The organism is Pseudomonas peli (assembly GCF_050563605.1).
Classification (GTDB): Bacteria; Pseudomonadota; Gammaproteobacteria; order Pseudomonadales; family Pseudomonadaceae; genus Aquipseudomonas; species Aquipseudomonas peli_A.
Genome location: NZ_JBNXUH010000007.1, coordinates 98,147 through 113,075, shown reverse-complemented (window position 1 = coordinate 113,075; position 14,929 = coordinate 98,147). Strand labels below are relative to the sequence as shown.

Annotated in this window: 18 protein-coding genes; 10 read left to right on the top strand and 8 right to left on the bottom strand. The window is 61.9% G+C overall.

Annotated elements, in window-relative coordinates; all coding sequences use genetic code 11:
* Window positions 1–115: 115 nt before the first annotated feature.
* From folX to folM, 3 genes are read right to left on the bottom strand one after another with little or no spacing between them, the layout of a single operon-like run.
* A complete protein-coding gene (gene folX, locus ACQ4LH_RS10570) occupies window positions 116–487 on the bottom strand; it encodes a dihydroneopterin triphosphate 2'-epimerase (RefSeq protein WP_090375336.1) in 372 nt (123 codons plus the stop codon).
* A complete protein-coding gene (gene folE, locus ACQ4LH_RS10565; protein WP_430697260.1) occupies window positions 487–1,035 on the bottom strand; it encodes a GTP cyclohydrolase I FolE in 549 nt (182 codons plus the stop codon). Before folE ends, folX begins: the two co-directional genes overlap by 1 nt.
* Window positions 1,036–1,069: 34 nt before the next feature.
* On the bottom strand, window positions 1,070–1,780 hold the full coding sequence (gene folM, locus ACQ4LH_RS10560; protein WP_430697126.1) for a dihydromonapterin reductase: 711 nt from the start codon (window positions 1,778–1,780) through the stop codon (window positions 1,070–1,072).
* A gap of 263 nt (window positions 1,781–2,043) precedes the next feature.
* Here folM and ACQ4LH_RS10555 point away from each other — a divergent pair, with 263 nt between their 5' ends.
* Window positions 2,044–2,340, top strand: coding sequence for a DUF6482 family protein (locus ACQ4LH_RS10555; RefSeq protein ID WP_430697125.1), 297 nt, complete (start codon window positions 2,044–2,046; stop codon window positions 2,338–2,340).
* A 5-nt stretch (window positions 2,341–2,345) separates the two neighbouring features.
* On the opposite strand, the gene ACQ4LH_RS10550 is transcribed toward ACQ4LH_RS10555, so the two are convergent.
* Window positions 2,346–2,771 (bottom strand): thiol-disulfide oxidoreductase DCC family protein, encoded by a 426-nt coding sequence (locus ACQ4LH_RS10550; protein ID WP_430697124.1) that lies wholly within the window; start codon window positions 2,769–2,771, stop codon window positions 2,346–2,348.
* A 91-nt stretch (window positions 2,772–2,862) separates the two neighbouring features.
* Here ACQ4LH_RS10550 and ACQ4LH_RS10545 point away from each other — a divergent pair, with 91 nt between their 5' ends.
* Together ACQ4LH_RS10545 and ACQ4LH_RS10540 are read left to right on the top strand one after the other, a co-directional pair.
* Window positions 2,863–3,816 (top strand): MerR family transcriptional regulator, encoded by a 954-nt coding sequence (locus tag ACQ4LH_RS10545; protein WP_430697123.1) that lies wholly within the window; start codon window positions 2,863–2,865, stop codon window positions 3,814–3,816.
* Window positions 3,817–4,023: 207 nt separating this feature from the next.
* A complete protein-coding gene (locus ACQ4LH_RS10540; protein WP_430697122.1) occupies window positions 4,024–5,802 on the top strand; it encodes an acyl-CoA dehydrogenase C-terminal domain-containing protein in 1,779 nt (592 codons plus the stop codon).
* A gap of 138 nt (window positions 5,803–5,940) precedes the next feature.
* On the opposite strand, the gene ACQ4LH_RS10535 is transcribed toward ACQ4LH_RS10540, so the two are convergent.
* Together ACQ4LH_RS10535 and ACQ4LH_RS10530 are read right to left on the bottom strand one after the other, a co-directional pair.
* Window positions 5,941–6,546 carry a hypothetical protein gene (locus ACQ4LH_RS10535; protein ID WP_430697121.1) on the bottom strand — a complete coding sequence of 202 codons (606 nt, stop codon included), beginning with the start codon at window positions 6,544–6,546 and terminating at the stop codon, window positions 5,941–5,943.
* Between the two features lie 52 nt (window positions 6,547–6,598).
* Window positions 6,599–7,060 carry a PAS domain-containing protein gene (locus ACQ4LH_RS10530; RefSeq protein ID WP_430697120.1) on the bottom strand — a complete coding sequence of 154 codons (462 nt, stop codon included), beginning with the start codon at window positions 7,058–7,060 and terminating at the stop codon, window positions 6,599–6,601.
* A 112-nt stretch (window positions 7,061–7,172) separates the two neighbouring features.
* On the opposite strand from ACQ4LH_RS10530, the gene ACQ4LH_RS10525 reads away from it, so the two are divergent.
* The 7 genes from ACQ4LH_RS10525 to ACQ4LH_RS10495 all read left to right on the top strand — a co-directional run bounded on the left by ACQ4LH_RS10525 (window position 7,173) and on the right by ACQ4LH_RS10495 (window position 12,288).
* Window positions 7,173–7,625 carry a flavodoxin gene (locus tag ACQ4LH_RS10525; RefSeq protein ID WP_304867009.1) on the top strand — a complete coding sequence of 151 codons (453 nt, stop codon included), beginning with the start codon at window positions 7,173–7,175 and terminating at the stop codon, window positions 7,623–7,625.
* Window positions 7,625–8,092, top strand: a complete 468-nt coding sequence (locus ACQ4LH_RS10520) for a cupin domain-containing protein (protein WP_430697118.1) — start codon at window positions 7,625–7,627, stop codon at window positions 8,090–8,092. The genes ACQ4LH_RS10525 and ACQ4LH_RS10520 overlap by 1 nt, the downstream gene beginning before the upstream one ends.
* 101 nt (window positions 8,093–8,193) lie before the next feature.
* Window positions 8,194–8,976, top strand: coding sequence for a class II aldolase/adducin family protein (locus ACQ4LH_RS10515; protein WP_430697117.1), 783 nt, complete (start codon window positions 8,194–8,196; stop codon window positions 8,974–8,976).
* Window positions 8,973–9,884, top strand: coding sequence for an alpha/beta fold hydrolase (locus tag ACQ4LH_RS10510; protein WP_430697116.1), 912 nt, complete (start codon window positions 8,973–8,975; stop codon window positions 9,882–9,884). Before ACQ4LH_RS10515 ends, ACQ4LH_RS10510 begins: the two co-directional genes overlap by 4 nt.
* Window positions 9,863–10,393 carry a DUF1569 domain-containing protein gene (locus ACQ4LH_RS10505; RefSeq protein ID WP_430697115.1) on the top strand — a complete coding sequence of 177 codons (531 nt, stop codon included), beginning with the start codon at window positions 9,863–9,865 and terminating at the stop codon, window positions 10,391–10,393. Before ACQ4LH_RS10510 ends, ACQ4LH_RS10505 begins: the two co-directional genes overlap by 22 nt.
* A gap of 107 nt (window positions 10,394–10,500) precedes the next feature.
* Window positions 10,501–11,412: an SDR family oxidoreductase gene (locus ACQ4LH_RS10500; RefSeq protein ID WP_430697113.1), complete on the top strand. Its 912-nt coding sequence runs from the start codon at window positions 10,501–10,503 to the stop codon at window positions 11,410–11,412.
* 108 nt (window positions 11,413–11,520) lie between these two features.
* On the top strand, window positions 11,521–12,288 hold the full coding sequence (locus tag ACQ4LH_RS10495; protein WP_430697112.1) for a crotonase/enoyl-CoA hydratase family protein: 768 nt from the start codon (window positions 11,521–11,523) through the stop codon (window positions 12,286–12,288).
* A 9-nt stretch (window positions 12,289–12,297) separates the two neighbouring features.
* Here the strand turns inward: ACQ4LH_RS10495 and ACQ4LH_RS10490 are convergent, their stop codons facing one another.
* Both ACQ4LH_RS10490 and ACQ4LH_RS10485 read right to left on the bottom strand, forming a co-directional pair.
* A complete protein-coding gene (locus ACQ4LH_RS10490; RefSeq protein WP_430697111.1) occupies window positions 12,298–13,836 on the bottom strand; it encodes a sigma-54-dependent transcriptional regulator in 1,539 nt (512 codons plus the stop codon).
* 21 nt (window positions 13,837–13,857) lie between these two features.
* Window positions 13,858–14,925, bottom strand: coding sequence for an AraC family transcriptional regulator ligand-binding domain-containing protein (locus ACQ4LH_RS10485; protein ID WP_430697110.1), 1,068 nt, complete (start codon window positions 14,923–14,925; stop codon window positions 13,858–13,860).
* Between the last annotated feature and the right edge of the window lie 4 nt (window positions 14,926–14,929).

The window sequence follows — 14,929 nt, the reverse complement described above, 5'->3', positions numbered from 1 at the left end:
CTCTAATGGCAGGCGGGGAGGCGTTGGCGGCGATGATAGAAGCATGCCCGCCCGGCGGCAACGGCCCCGGCGCAGGACGCGCCGGGAATCTGCAGAGAGTTTCTCAGCAGCCTTTCTAGCGGTGCCCGGCGAGGGTGATCGACACCGACTCGGCAAAGCGCAGGGCGTGCAGCTTGTCCACTTCCACTTCGGCGTAGCGTACGTCCGGGTTGGCCATTACCAGGTCGAGAATCTCCTGGGTCATGCGCTCCAGCAGAGCGAAGCGGTTTTCTTCGACGTGACGAATCACTGCTTTGGTGATGGTGCGGTAGTTGAGGGCGTGGTCGATATCGTTATCGCGCACCGCTTCAACGGCGGGGTAGAGGATGGTCAGGTTGATCAACACGTCCTGCTTGTTGTTGATCTCCTCTTCCTTGATGCCGATGTAGGTGCGCAGGCGCAGGTCCTTGACGCGGATGCGCGCCATCCCAGGTTCCAGTCGCGGCATTACTTGCTCCGTCCGATCAGTTGCAGGAATTCGTGGCGAGTGTTGCAGGATTCGCGGAAGGCTCCAAGCATCACCGAGGAGGTCATCACAGAGTTCTGCTTCTCTACGCCGCGCATCATCATGCACATGTGTTTGGCTTCGATCACTACGGCCACGCCGGCAGCGTTGGTGACCTGCTGGATCGCGTCGGCGATCTGCTTGGTGAGGTTTTCCTGAATCTGCAGGCGCCGCGCGAACATGTCGACGATGCGCGCCACTTTGGACAGGCCGAGCACCTTGCCGGTCGGGATATAGGCCACGTGAGCCTTGCCGATAAACGGCAGCATATGGTGCTCGCACAGCGAGTACAGCTCGATATCACGGACGATCACCATCTCGTCGTTATCCGACTCGAACAGCGCACCGTTGACCACTTCTTCCAGGCTCTTGTGGTAGCCGTTGCACAGGTATTGCATGGCCTTGGCAGCACGCTTGGGGGTGTCCAGCAGGCCTTCGCGCTCGGGGTTTTCACCAACGCCGACGATGATTTCGCGGTAGTGGTCAAGCATCTGAGAATTCATTACAGGGTCCTCGCGGTGCACCTCACTTGAGGTGGCGGCCGCCGTTGACAGTCAGTGTTGTGCCAGTGACGTAAGGGTTGTCGAGCAGATAGCGCAAGCTCTGGTAGATCACTTGAGGCCCGGGTTCGATGCCCAGTGCCGATTTATTCAGGGTTTTATTGCGGTAGTCGGCGTCATCTTCCGGGTTGAACATGATCAGCGCCGGGGCAATGCCGTTGACCTTGATCAGCGGGGCGAAGCGTGCGGCAAACGACAGGGTCAGGCTGTCCAGCCCGGCCTTGCTGGCGCAGTAGGCCGGGCGTTTGGCGCTGCCTTTGCGGGCGACGTCATCGCTGAGATGCACGATGTCGGCAGGCGTCGAGCGATGGAGCAATGTCTCGCAGTGCAGATTGATCAGATAGGGCGCGAGCATATGCACGGCAAACAACTGCTGAAAGGCTGCCGCCTCTTCACCGGGCGTTTCCACCAGCCAGTCGGAGGCGTTGTGCACAATGGCGCGCAGGCTGTCGGTGTGGCTCTTGAGCTGTTCGATAAATGCCAGGATGCCGGCTTCGCTGGAAAAATCCGCCGGCAAGGCTAGAGCGCCACGCTGCTTCAGTGCTTCGATGCCGTCGCGCTCGCTGCGGTAGGTGATGATCAGCGAGTGGCCGTCATCCAGCAGGCGTTCGGCGCAGTACAGGCCGATGCGCTGGCTGGCTCCGGTTATCAGGATAGGGGCGGCGCTGGCGCTCATGGTTGACTCGACAGAAGAAAAGGGTGGGTTCAGCGACGCTGCGTCGGGATACCTGACCAGTACGGCGCGGCCTCGACTGAACCAGAGGTAAAGTTATACCAGCAGCGTGCTTTGTACAACCATGCGCCCTGTGCGGGTACTAAGCTATTTCCTGCGTTTTGCCCTATTTCATTGAGCTGCATCGGTATTTTTTGCAGATAAGGTCTGAATAAAATTGTTTTTATCGTGTACAAGGTTGGTTTTCTTGTACAGGTATCGCCGCCATGAAACCTTGGCAGTTGAGTATTGCAGTGCTGCGTGGTCGCGTTAGCCATGTTGAGGTGCGAACGCTGCGCTGCTGTGGTTATCAGGTACAGGTGGTCAGCCAGGCTGGCAGCATGCGCACGCTGGAGTATGCGTCCGGGTGTTCACTCTGGCCTGGCTTGGCGCTGCTCAAGGCGCGTTTACGCCGTTGCGGAGTGCGGCAGATGCTGTTGCTGCAGCCGGAAAGCCACGATGAACTTATCGGCCGCGCCGAGCTGCTTGAGCCTGATCCGGGGCTATGGATCAAGCTGAGTTGATGTTTTCAACGCGGAGTTTTATTGGCGGCGCACGCAGCGTTTTTGCAGCGCCGGCTGGCATCCGGATGGGGCAGCCAGTCGAGATGTGGGCGTAGCCAGCAGAACGCGCGGTAGCTCAGTTCCAGCAAAGGCCGCAGTGCCGGCCAGGTCAGAGGCATAGCCCAACGCTCAAGGCCTGCTGCGCGCCAGCTCCACAGCGTGGCATCCAGGCCGGTAACCCATTGGCCATCGGCAAAACGGGCATGCAAACGGTTCTGCAGGGCTTCTCGGGTATGGCCGATGGACTCTGGATGGAAGTCGTTGAGGCCGATATCAACCAGGCACAGACGCTGCACATCTGCGCGCTGGCGCAACAGTTGAATTTCGCGAGCGCACAGTGGGCAGTCGCCATCGTAGTAAAGGGTCAGGGGCCAGCACGGTTGCTTGTTCATGGTCTAACTCTTTGTATAAGTCTTGTACAAAGTATGCCGGAAAGAGCTGAGTTACAATGCGTGTAACATTTTTCCTGTGATACCTCCGCCCATGTCCGATCACGTTGGTGCTGTGTCCCTCGTTTCGAGTGCCCTCAAGCAGGAAGAGTTATTTCCTATTCGTGAGGTGGCGCGCCTGACCGGCGTCAATCCGGTCACTTTGCGAGCCTGGGAGCGGCGTTATGGGCTGATCCAGCCGACCCGCACTGACAGCGGTCATCGCTTGTATTCGCAGGTGGATATCGAATCGGTGCGCAGCATTCTGGCGTGGATCGAGCGCGGCGTGGCGGTGAGTAAGGTTGGCAAGATTCTCGCCAAAAGCAGCTCGATCAAATCCGCCAGCGCGCCAGTTTATGAAGAGGTCAGCGCCAGTGAGTGGGGCGAGTGGCAAGCGCAGTTGCGCCGCGCCATCAGCGCCTTCGATGAGGTGCGCCTGGATCGCTTATACGGCCAGATTTTCTCTAGCTACCCGCTGCCCGTGGTGTTTCAGGACATCCTGATGCCGCTGTGGCAAGAGCTGTTGCTGCGGCAGGACGAGTACGGCCAGACCAGTGAATGGCTGTTTCTCGATACCTTCCTGCGAGCCCGTACATTGCAGCGCCTGCAGGTGTTGCGCGCCCAGGTCGAGGAGCGAGTGCTGCTGGCGGCTTTGCCGGGCCACTGCCGCGAGCTAGAGCTGCTGGTGGCCGGGCTGCTGCTGAGCAGCGCCGATACCGCCGTCAGCGTGCTGGGGCTGGGCCAGCCGCTGGAAGAGCTGACCCTGATCTGCGAAAAAATGCAGCCTCAGGCGCTGGTGCTGTTCTCCAATCAGCCGCCTAGTGAAGACCTGCCCAAGCAGTTGTCCCGCCTTGCGCTGGCGTTGGATTGTCCGCTGGTGATGGCCGGCGATGGTGCCGACCTGGCTGAGGAAAGCCTCAGCGGTTCACCAATTGCCTGCCTGGGTAACGAAGGGCGCCTGATGCAGCGCCGCCTGCAGCAGTTTCTGGCTGGGCACCTGGATACCTGATTCCTCTTATTAAGCACGTCTGAATAGTTGCGGTCGCCATCTGGCGACCGCGCTTTCGCGTGCCTGCGATTTGCCGTTGATTCTTAATAGTTGTACAGCTTGTACAGAAAATTGCTTGCTACCTGAATGCTTAGGCTGTACAAAAGCTATACATTGTTTGTTTGTGTACAGCTTGTAGCCATTTGTACAGCTTGAGGACTCAGCAAAATGACCCAATACCGCGCACCCCTTCGTGATATGCGTTTCGTTTTTGACGAGGTGCTCGACGCTTATGCCACCTTGCAGTCGCTGCCTAGTCAGCGCGAGTTCGGAGACGACCTCGGTGGCGCCATTCTGGAGGAAGCCGCCAAGCTGGCGGAAAACGTACTGGCTCCGCTCAACGGTTCCGGCGACAAGCAGGGCTGCACGTACGACCCGCAGAGCAAATCGGTGAAGACGCCGGACGGTTTCCGCGCCGCTTACCAGCAGTTCGCTGAAGGCGGCTGGACCGCGCTGGCCTGCTCGCCTGAGTTCGGCGGCCAGGGCTTGCCCCATGTACTGAACATGATGGTCGAGGAGATGGTCTGCTCGGCTAACCTGTCGCTGGGCATGTACCCCGGGCTTACCCATGGTGCGATCAATGCGCTGACCGCCCATGGCGCGCGTGAACTGCAGGAGCGCTACCTGCCGAAACTGATCAGCGGCGAGTGGACCGGCACCATGTGCCTGACCGAGCCGCAGTGCGGCACCGACCTGGGCCTGATCCGCACCCGTGCCGTACCACAGGCCGACGGTAGCTATGCCATCAGCGGTACCAAGATCTGGATCACCGGTGGTGAGCACGACCTGGTCGACAATATCCTGCACCTGGTGCTGGCCAAACTGCCCGATGCCCCGGACAGCGTGAAAGGCATTTCGCTGTTTCTGGTGCCCAAGTTTCTTGAAGACGGCAGCCGTAATCCGGCGTTCTGCGGCGGCCTGGAACACAAGATGGGCATCAAGGGCTCGGCCACCTGCGTGATGAATTTCGAAGGCGCTCAGGGCTGGTTGATTGGCGAGCCGAACAAGGGCCTCAAGTGCATGTTCACCATGATGAACTCGGCGCGCCTGATGGTCGGCATGCAGGGCCTTGGTATTGCCGAAAGTGCTTATCAGGTCAGCCTGGGCTTCGCCAAGGAGCGCCTGCAAAGTCGCTCGCTGTCCGGCCCGAAAGCGGTGGACAAACCGGCCGATCCGATCATCGTCCACCCGGATGTGCGTCGTATGCTGCTGCGCCAGAAGGTGATGATCGAAGGTTGCCGCGCGCTGGCGTATTTCACCGGTCTGCATGAAGACGTCGCCCATGATCACGAAGACCCTGCGGTACACGAGCAGGCCGATGATCTGGTGCAACTGCTGACGCCGGTGGTGAAGTCCTTCCTCACCGATGAAGGTTTCAACTGCGCCAATGAAGGCTTGCAGGTGCTGGGCGGCTCCGGTTTCACCGAGGACTGGGGCATCGAGCAACTGGTGCGTGATTCGCGGATTACCCGTATCTATGAAGGCACCAATGGCATTCAGGCGCTCGATCTGGTCGGGCGCAAGCTAGGCCTGGGCGGCGGTCGCGCGGTGCGTAATTACTTTGCCCTGGTCGAGGGTTGGCTCAAGGCCAACGCCGAGGCTGAGCACGTTGCCGCAGTGGGCGCGGCGCTCAAGCAGTTGCAGCAGGCCACTCTTTGGATTGCCAGCGAGGGCATGAAAGACCCCGAGCAGGCCGGTGCGGCCGCTACGCCTTATCTGCGTCTGTTTGCCCTGACCAGCCTGGCCTGGATGTGGGCGCGCATGGCGGCGGTGGCCAAGGCCAAACTGGCAGCCGGCAGCACGGAAACCCTGTTTTACGGCGCCAAGTTGAAGTCTGCGGATTTCTTTATGGCGCGCATCCTGACTGAAACCGACAGCCTGCTGGCGGAGGTCAAGGCCGGTAAATCGACATTGATGGCGTTTAGCGAAGAGGAGTTCGCTGCCTAACGACTGCGCAATCCGGTAGCCATCAGTTCCGCCCATTTTCGGCTATCGGATTTTTTTATCCCTGCTGCAGGCGTTTCGCCTGCACTTTAGGCCCGCGTTGATTGCGGGTCTTTTTTTGCCTGAAATAAAGGCTGAGGGTTAGAGCGAGGGCTGGCGCTGTTCCTGCAGGCGATGCTGCTGGTAGATAAACTGACGTAGCAGCTCATCGCTGTGCGAGTCCAGGGTGTGCAGCTGGTAGGCCAGCAGGCCGTTCTCGGTTTCACGGACGAAAACCCCGTTCACGGCGATTGGTGTGTATTCGTCCACCGGCAATAACAGCTGAAAACGCTTGGGCGCTTTATTCCGCGCACGGTGTTCGATCAGTGCGCCATTCATCGACAGCTGATGAATCCACAGGTCGCTGGGCCGCGCATTGGGCGTGTGCAGCGGCAAAGGCTCAGGCAGGGGCGAGCGCCAGGCGCGGTTGATTTCACCTTCATCGAAAATCTGCGGAGCGCTGAGTTGCAGGCAAGGTGCGTTCTGCTCGTCCTGGCGGACGTGCAGATCAAAGGTCAGATGCTGGTTGGCGATATGCGCGTGCAGGCTCAGCGGCTCATTGGCCGTGTAGTGCGACAGCAGTTCGCTGAGCTGCTTGGCAATATCCATCGGCAGGCGCGGTTGGCTGCGCTGCTCGGTCGTTGCGGGCTGGTGCAATTGGCGGATAAAGGCCAATTCTGCCTGGGTCAGGAGTGCCTGTTCTTGCATGGAAGCGGTCTACATCAATCCCTAGAAGCTGTTGTGACCGCTGGTCTGGGGATTAGTTACGGCCGGTCGTCGGCTGCAGACGCGCCAGTTCGGCCTTAAGGCTGGCCAATTCGGCTTCCAGTTCCTTGACGCGCTCCTGGGCCTGGACCTGTTCAGTGACGTTTTTCTGGATGCCGATGTAGTAGGTCAGCTGGTCGGCGTCGTTGACCACCGGGGTAATCGACAACTCGTTCCAGAACGGCGTGCCGTCCTTGCGGTAGTTGCGGATGATCTGTCGGCACGGGCGGTGCGCCTTGACCGCTTCGCGGATGGCGGCCAGGCCTGGCTGGTCACGGTCATTGGCCTGGAGGAAGCGGCAGTCCTGATAAAGGATGTCTTCGCTGGCGTAGCCGGTGAGTTTTTCAAAGGCGGGGTTGGCATAGATCAGGATGTTGTCGTCACCTTCCTGTTCGGCCACCACGATGCCGTCGTTGGAGGCGTTGATCACCAGTTGCAGCAGTTTGGCGTTGATCATGAGGCGATTTCCCAGGCTATGTCGGCTGCATTCTAAAACATCCGGGCGGGCTGTCTACTTGCGGCATAATGCCGGGCTTATCGATTTGGTTCTGACTGTTTCGGAGTTCTGCATGAAAATCGCCATTCTTTCCGGCTCGGTGTACGGCACCGCCGAGGAAGTTGCCCGCCACGCCGAGCGTCTGCTCAAGGCCGCCGGCCATGAGGCCTGGCATAATCCGCGCGCCAGCCTGGCGGATATTCAGGCCTTTGCCCCTGAAGCATTTCTGGCTGTGACCTCGACCACCGGCATGGGCGAACTGCCGGATAACCTGCAGCCGCTGTACTTCGCTATCCGTGACCATCTGCCGGCCTGGAGCGGGCTGCCGGGCGGGGTGATTGCCCTGGGCGATTCCAGTTATGGCGATACCTTCTGTGGCGGTGGCGAACTGGTGCGCGAACTGTATGCCGAGCTGGGCATCCGTGAAGTGCAGCCGATGCTGCGCCTCGACAGCAGCGAAAGCGTGACCCCGGAAAGCGACGCCGAGCCCTGGCTGGCGGACTTTATTACGGCGCTGCAAGGCTGATGCATCCGCGCGCGCTGGAGCTAATCGAGGCGCTGCAACTACAGGCGCATCCCGAAGGCGGCTATTACCGCCGGCTGTTCGAATCCTCTGCGCGGCTGGACAGTGGCCGCTTGTGTGCCACGGCCATCGTCTTTCTGTTGCCGGCCGGCGCGGTCAGCCGTTGGCATCGGGTGGATGCCGATGAGCTCTGGCACTTCTATGAAGGCGCGCCGCTGGAGCTGCTGATCGCCGAGCAACCTGATGCGGTGCGTTGCGCGCGCCTGGGCCCGGTGGCTATCGGTCAACTGCCGCAGCGCCTGGCGCCGGCCCACGCCTGGCAGGCGGCGCGCAGTACCGGGGCATTTACTCTGGTTGGCTGCACGGTGGCGCCAGGTTTTGACTTCGCCGGCTTCCAGTTGCTCAGTGATGACCCTCAGGCGCAGTGCGACTGGCCCATGCTGGCGCAGCTGCATCCCGAGCTGGTTTGACTCGCAAGGCCACCATGCTGGCCGCCAGAGCGACTCACCTTTGCGGCATCCCTCGCTAGACTCCTTGGCACTCCATAACAAGAACAGCCGAGGAATTCACCATGACCGTAGCCCACGCTCTGCCTGTTATAAGCCTCAAGGATCAGGTCTCCGCCGCCGAATGGCAGGCCCGGGTGGATCTCGCCGCCTGTTACCGGCTGATCGCCTTGTATGGCTGGGATGACCTGATCTTCACCCATATCTCGGCGAAGATTCCCGGCAGCGAAGATTTCCTGATCAACCCTTACGGCCTGATGTTCCATGAGATCACCGCCTCCAGCCTGGTGAAGATCGACCTGGCCGGCAACAAGCTGATGGACAGTCCGTTCGACATCAACCCGGCCGGCTACACCATCCACAGCGCCGTGCACGAGGTGCGCCACGATGTTGGTTGCGTGCTGCATATTCACACCCCGCAGGGGATTGCGGTGTCCGCGCAGAAGCAGGGTTTGCTGCCACTGTCGCAGCAGTCGCTGTTCGTCCTCGCCAGCCTGGCTTACCACGGCTATGAAGGCGTGGCGCTGAACCATGACGAGAAGTCGCGGCTGCAGGCGGACCTGGGCGACAAGAACTTTATGATCCTGCCCAATCACGGCCTACTCACCGCCTTCGGCAGCATCGCCGATGCCTTCCTCGGCATGTTCACCCTGCAGCGCGCCTGCGAGATTCAGGTGATGGCGCAGAGCGGCGGCTCTGAGCTGATCCATATCCCGCAACAGGTGCTCGACGGTGCCCGCGCGATGATCGCCGGGGTGATGAAAAGCCCGCAGGGCATGGGCGGCGCATTGCCGTGGCCGGCGCTGCTGCGCAAGCTCGATCAGCAGATGCCTGGTTACGCCGCATGAGTGCGCTGCCAGGCATCGCCCTGGAGGCCTGGCGCGTTCAGGGCCGCGACTTCAGCTTTAACGGTCAACCTATTCGCTACTGGACGGCGGGCGATCCCGCTGCCGAGCCGTTGTTGCTGATCCATGGCTTTCCCACTGCCAGCTGGGACTGGCATTACCTGTGGGCGCCGCTGGCCGCGCGTTACCGGCTGATTGCCTGCGATATGCTCGGTTTCGGTGACTCGGCCAAGCCACGTGGCCATGATTACAGCCTGCTTGAGCAGGCCGATCTGCAACAGGCGCTGTTGGCGCATCTGGGCGAGTCGCGCCCGCTGCATGTATTGGCCCATGACTACGGCGACAGCGTGGCGCAGGAGCTGCTGGCGCGTCATCAGGACGGATGCATCGCGCTGGCCAGCTGTGTGTTTCTCAACGGCGGGTTGTTTCCGGAAACCCATCATCCGGTACTGGTGCAGAAGTTGCTGCTCAGCCCCATTGGCCCGCTGATCGGCCGGTTGTTCAGCCGCAAGAAGCTGGCGCAGAGCTTTGCCCAGGTATTCGGGCCGCACACCCAGCCAAGCGCCCGCGAGCTGGATGATTTCTGGAGCCTGATTGCCGCCAATAATGGCCCCGCAGTGATGCATCGACTGATCCGTTATATCCTCGACCGCCGCGTCAACCGCGATCGTTGGGTTGCGGCGATGCAGGCTACTGCGGTGCCGATGCGGGTGATCGACGGCGCTGTTGACCCGATTTCTGGCGCGCATATGGTTGCGCGCTACCGCGAGCTGATCCCCCAACCGGACACCGTGCTGCTGGAGCTGATCGGCCATTACCCGCAGACCGAAGCGCCGGATCAGGTGCTCGCTCATTATCTGCAATTCCGTGAACGGCTGGAGGCCGCAATATGCAGCGACGCACTGTCCTGAAAGGAGCCGCCTTGGGCGGTGTGGCGGCTCTGGGCGCCGGGTTCTGGGCATTGCCCAGCGGCGAGGCACCGGCGGCCCTGAGCCTGGGCGGCGCGCAGCAGGTGCTGGCCGGGCTGGTCGATAAACCGTTGTCGAGTCTCAAGGGCTGGACTCCGGCTGAGGTGTTCAACCACTGCGCGCAGAGCATCGAGTACTCCATCAGCGGTTATCCCGAACTCAAGCCAGGCTGGTTTCGCAGCAGCGTCGGTCCGCTGGCGTTCAGCGTCTTTGCCGCGCGTGGGGCCATGCGTCATCCGCTGGATGAGGCCATCCCGGGCGCAGCACCGCTAAATACGCCAGCCACGCAAGCCCAAGCGCTGCAGCGTTTGCAGCAGGCCTTTGCTGATTTCGCTGCGTTTCAGGGCGAGTTGCAGCCGCACTTTGCCTATGGCGCGTTAAGCCATACCGATTACGCCCAGGCCCATGTGCTGCATCTGTATAACCACCTCAGCCTTATTCGGCCTGCCTGACTATCCCGCTGCTTTATTGCGCACCATTCAGCGCTGCTCGTGTCTATTGTGACCAGAGCACGTCTGCTGGACACTCAGGGTATTGTTAATCTGCCGAGGAATGCTGCATGAGCGACGCCATCCGTTTTCAAGATCAGGTTGTAATCGTCACCGGGGCCGGTGGTGGTCTGGGCCGCGCTCATGCGCTGCTGTTCGCCAAACACGGTGCCAAGGTGGTGGTGAATGACTTGGGCGGCAGCACCCACGGGGAAGGCGCCAATGCCTCGGCGGCGGATAAGGTGGTTGAGGAAATCCGCGCGGCGGGCGGCACGGCCGTGGCCAACCACGACTCGGTGACCGACGGCGAGAAGATCGTGCAGTGCGCACTGGATACCTTTGGCCGTATCGATGTGGTGGTGAACAACGCCGGGATCCTGCGCGACAAGACCTTCCACAAGATGGAAGACTCCGACTGGGACCTGGTTTACAAAGTCCACGTCGAGGGTGCCTACAAGGTCACCCGCGCCGCCTGGCCGCATATGCGCGAGCAGGGCTATGGCCGCATCATCTTCACCGCGTCCACTTCGGGCATCTACGGTAACTTTGGCCAGTCTAACTACGGCATGGCCAAGCTCGGCCTGTATGGCCTGACCCGCACCCTGGCCATCGAAGGGCGCAAGAACAACATCCTGGTCAACGCCATTGCCCCTACCGGCGGCACGCGCATGACCGAAGGCTTGATCCCGCCGCAGGTGTTCGACCAGCTCAAGCCTGAGCTGGTCAGCCCGCTGGTGGTGTACCTGGCGAGCAGCGCCTGCGAAGAAACCTCCGGCCTGTTCGAAGTTGGTGGCGGCTGGATGGGCAAAGTGCGTTGGGAGCGCAGCCTGGGTGCCGGCTTCGATCCGCGTGAAGGCTACAGCCCGGAAGATGTGGCGGCCAACTTCGCGCAGATCTGCGACTTTGAAGGCGCGGCCCATCCGGCAGACAACCTCGAAGCGCTAAAAGAGATGATGGCCAACCTGCAGAAGTTCGCCCTCTGATTGCGCCACTCTGGCGGGGAGATCGGTCAGCAGGCTGATTTCCACCGCACAGGGCTTTAAGGTGAAGGCCGGCTAAATGCCGGCCTTTGGCTTTTTAGGGAGCAGGTTATGCGCGTCATCATCGAAAAGAACGGCCCGGTCACCACCTTGATCATCAACCGCGTCGAGGTGCGCAACGCGGTTGATCGGCCGACTGCCGAGGCGCTGGCCGCTGCCTTGCGTGCCTTTGAAGCGGACGAGCAGGCGCGGGTGGCGGTGTTGGCAGGGGCTGGCGGGACCTTCTGTGCGGGCGCTGATCTGGGCGCGGTGGCCGCAGGCGCTGAGCGCGCCAATCGCCTGGAAGCCGAGGGTGACGGACCGATGGGGCCGAGTCGCATGCAGCTGAGCAAACCGCTGATTGCCGCGATCGAAGGCCATGCGGTGGCTGGTGGGCTGGAGCTGGCGCTGCTCGCCGATCTGCGGGTGATGGCCGATAACGCCGTACTGGGAGTGTTCTGTCGACGTTTTGGCGTGCCGCTGATCGACGGCGGCACCGTGCGGTTACCACGGATTATTGGTCAGGGCCGCGCGCTGGACCTGATCCTCACCGGCCGCCCGGTATTGGCCGGTGAGGCGCTGAGCATGGGCCTGGTCAACCGTGTAGTCGCAGCCGGCACTGCCTTGGCCGCCGCCCAGCAGTTGGCGCTGGAGATCGCCGGCTTCCCGCAACGCTGCATGCTGGCTGATCGCGCCAGCGCCTATGCGCAGTGGGACTTGCCGTTTACCCAGGCCATGGCTAATGAGTTTGTCGGCGGTATGACGGTGGTCGCCAGTGGTGAAACCCAGGCCGGTGCGCAGCGCTTCAAGGGTGGCACGGGGCGCCACGGCAGCTTTTGACCGCAGAGTTTAACTCTTGCCCGGAATCCCGTATTTGCGCAGGCGCATGGCAATCGCGCTGTGCGAGGTGTGCAGACGGGTCGCCAGTTGCCGGGTCGAGGGATGGCTGGGATAGAGCTTTTCCAGCAGGGCTTTTTCGAACTGGTCTACTGCCGCTTCCAGGCTGCTGACTTCGCCATCGGCTTGCTGTGCGGCCACTGCGGTGCCGGCGATATCCAGATCATCGATCTGCACCAGATTGCTTTCGCAGATCGCCGCCGCGCGGAAGATCACGTTCTGCAACTGACGCACATTGCCCGGCCAACGGTTGCCCAGCAGCGCCGGGTAGGTGTCCGGCGTCAGGCGGCAGGGCAGGCGCTGGATCTGCGCGCAGGCCTGCTGCATAAAGTGCCGCGCCAGCAGCAGGATGTCCTGGCCGCGCTCGCGCAGCGGCGGCACTTCCAGGTTGAGCACGTTGAGGCGATAGAACAGATCCTCACGGAATGCGCCTTCGCCGACCATCTTTTCCAGGTCGCGGTGGGTGGCGCTGAGGATGCGCACATTGACCTTGACCTCGCTCTGCCCGCCGACCCGACGGAAGCTGCCGTCGCTTAAAAAGCGCAGCAGCTTTGCCTGCAAATAGGGCGACATCTCGCCGATTTCATCGAGAAACACTGTGCCCTGGTTGGCCAGCTCCAGCAGCCCCGGCTTGCCGCCGCGCTGGGCGCCGGTAAAGGCGCCGGGGGCGTAGCCGAACAGCTCGCTTTCGGCGAGGTTCTCCGGCAATGCCGCGCAGTTCAACGCAAGAAACGGCGCGGTGCGCCGCGTGCTGATGGCGTGACAGGCTCGCGCCACCAATTCCTTGCCGGTGCCGGTTTCACCCTGGATCAGCAGCGGCGCATCCAGGGTTGCAACGCGCTGGGCGCGGGTTTTCAGGTTGCGAATCGGTGCGGAATCGCCGAGTAGCGAGTCAAAACCCTCGGCGTGATCATGGTGCAGCGCCGCCAGGCGTTCGCCGATGCGGCTCGGTGCGTAGAGGCTGAGCAGGCCGCCGGCCAGATGGCGTGCGCCGCCGTCTACGCCTTCGGTGATCGGTTGCGCATCCAGCAGCAGGGCCTGGCCCTTGAGGGTGACTTCGCGCATCGGCAGACGAAAACCTTGGTCGAGCAGCGCCTGGTGCAGGTCGTTGTCGGCGAATAGCTCACCAATACCCAGACCATCAGGCTGTTGGCCACAGAGTTCGATCAGCGCCGGGTTGGCCAGCAACACGCGGCCCTGGCTGTCGACCGCCAATACCGGGTCGGTCATGGCCGCAAGCAGGGCGTCGAGCTGCAGATGGCGGCGCTGGCCGGGGAGGATGTCGACAATGGTTACCGCCTGCACGCCACGCACCTTGAACAGCGCCTCGCGTAGCTCGTCGAGCACCTCGGGGCTCAGGGTTGGCGCGTCGATATAGACGTTGGGCGGCACCATCTCCACCGCATCCAGGTTGAGATTGCGCCCGCCGAGCAGGGCCAGCACTTCCTGGGTGATACCAACGCGGTCGATAAAGGTGACGTGAATACGCATGGGAACGGGCGGCCGACTTGCTTACGGGTGCGCCAGTATGCCCGGTCTGCCTGGCTTAGTTAAATCTGTCGGCTCGCTGCCGGCGTGCTGCTGGTAGGCCTTGGGCGACAGGCCGTACCAACCTTTGAAGGCCTTGTAGAAGGCACTCGGCTCGCTGAAGCCCAGTTCGCGGCTGAGCGCCTCGATCCGGCAATCCGGTTGCTGCAGACGTTGCAGTGCATGCTGGCGGCGTACTTGAGTCAGTAGTTCGGAGAAGCAGCAGTCTTCCTCGCGCAGGTGGCGATGCAGGGTTTGCCGGCTGATACCCAGATGCCGCGCCACGCCCTCTGCCGACAGTTCACCACTGAGCAGGCTCTGTTCGATCAGCTGCAGCACCTGCAGGCGGGTACTGTGCTGCGCCGGCAGCTGGGCCTGCATGGCACTCACGCGTTGCTGCATCAGCCCTTTGAGATAGGCATTGGCCCCAGGCACCGGCAGTAGCAGATCACTCTCCAGCAGATCCAGGTAATCGAATCCCTCGGCGAAGCGTGGCGGTACTCCGAATACCTGTCGATAGATCGCCGGTGCCGCCAGCGGCGCATGGCGGAAACCCACGGCCTGCGGCATCAGTCTCACCCCCGTGAGCTGGCGCGCCCAGCACAGCGCTGAGCTGATGCTGTGTTCGCAGACGACGGCGTGGCCGAGCAGCGGCGCGTTGAACAGGAAGTGGATACGCACCCGCCCGCCAGATGACTCGACGCGCAGGTTCTCGCCCTCGCTCATGACCGGGATATAGCGGCGAAACAGTTCAATGGCCTCGCCCAGCGTAGCGCTCTGCGCGGCCAAGTGGGCAACCGGCCCGCGGGTGTGCAGGCCGCGCTGCTGGCCGACCAGCAGGCCGATCTCCGCACACGCGCCACGGCTAGCCGCGCGCTGCCAGAGCTGCAATGCCCAGCGCACCGGTACGCGCATTTCCAGGTTCTTCAGCTGTTCCAGCTCGACGCCCAGCACCTGCAGATCGTCCGGGCCGACCAGGGCGAACCCCTGCAGCGACAGGTACAGATCGAGCAACTGTGAGGCGGTCGCGCTAGGCGTGTGTACCGGCAGCATGGGC

What these genes read in the sequence shown, in the direction of transcription:
- folX (WP_090375336.1), bottom strand. Translation starts at nt 487, where the DNA reads ATGCCGCGACTGGAACCTGGGATGGCGCGCATCCGCGTCAAGGACCTG.
- folE (WP_430697260.1), bottom strand. Translation starts at nt 1,035, where the DNA reads ATGCTTGACCACTACCGCGAAATCATCGTCGGCGTTGGTGAAAACCCC.
- folM (WP_430697126.1), bottom strand. Translation starts at nt 1,780, where the DNA reads ATGAGCGCCAGCGCCGCCCCTATCCTGATAACCGGAGCCAGCCAGCGC.
- ACQ4LH_RS10555 (WP_430697125.1), top strand. Translation starts at nt 2,044, where the DNA reads ATGAAACCTTGGCAGTTGAGTATTGCAGTGCTGCGTGGTCGCGTTAGC.
- ACQ4LH_RS10550 (WP_430697124.1), bottom strand. Translation starts at nt 2,771, where the DNA reads ATGAACAAGCAACCGTGCTGGCCCCTGACCCTTTACTACGATGGCGAC.
- ACQ4LH_RS10545 (WP_430697123.1), top strand. Translation starts at nt 2,863, where the DNA reads ATGTCCGATCACGTTGGTGCTGTGTCCCTCGTTTCGAGTGCCCTCAAG.
- ACQ4LH_RS10540 (WP_430697122.1), top strand. Translation starts at nt 4,024, where the DNA reads ATGACCCAATACCGCGCACCCCTTCGTGATATGCGTTTCGTTTTTGAC.
- ACQ4LH_RS10535 (WP_430697121.1), bottom strand. Translation starts at nt 6,546, where the DNA reads ATGCAAGAACAGGCACTCCTGACCCAGGCAGAATTGGCCTTTATCCGC.
- ACQ4LH_RS10530 (WP_430697120.1), bottom strand. Translation starts at nt 7,060, where the DNA reads ATGATCAACGCCAAACTGCTGCAACTGGTGATCAACGCCTCCAACGAC.
- ACQ4LH_RS10525 (WP_304867009.1), top strand. Translation starts at nt 7,173, where the DNA reads ATGAAAATCGCCATTCTTTCCGGCTCGGTGTACGGCACCGCCGAGGAA.
- ACQ4LH_RS10520 (WP_430697118.1), top strand. Translation starts at nt 7,625, where the DNA reads ATGCATCCGCGCGCGCTGGAGCTAATCGAGGCGCTGCAACTACAGGCG.
- ACQ4LH_RS10515 (WP_430697117.1), top strand. Translation starts at nt 8,194, where the DNA reads ATGACCGTAGCCCACGCTCTGCCTGTTATAAGCCTCAAGGATCAGGTC.
- ACQ4LH_RS10510 (WP_430697116.1), top strand. Translation starts at nt 8,973, where the DNA reads ATGAGTGCGCTGCCAGGCATCGCCCTGGAGGCCTGGCGCGTTCAGGGC.
- ACQ4LH_RS10505 (WP_430697115.1), top strand. Translation starts at nt 9,863, where the DNA reads ATGCAGCGACGCACTGTCCTGAAAGGAGCCGCCTTGGGCGGTGTGGCG.
- ACQ4LH_RS10500 (WP_430697113.1), top strand. Translation starts at nt 10,501, where the DNA reads ATGAGCGACGCCATCCGTTTTCAAGATCAGGTTGTAATCGTCACCGGG.
- ACQ4LH_RS10495 (WP_430697112.1), top strand. Translation starts at nt 11,521, where the DNA reads ATGCGCGTCATCATCGAAAAGAACGGCCCGGTCACCACCTTGATCATC.
- ACQ4LH_RS10490 (WP_430697111.1), bottom strand. Translation starts at nt 13,836, where the DNA reads ATGCGTATTCACGTCACCTTTATCGACCGCGTTGGTATCACCCAGGAA.
- ACQ4LH_RS10485 (WP_430697110.1), bottom strand. Translation starts at nt 14,925, where the DNA reads ATGCTGCCGGTACACACGCCTAGCGCGACCGCCTCACAGTTGCTCGAT.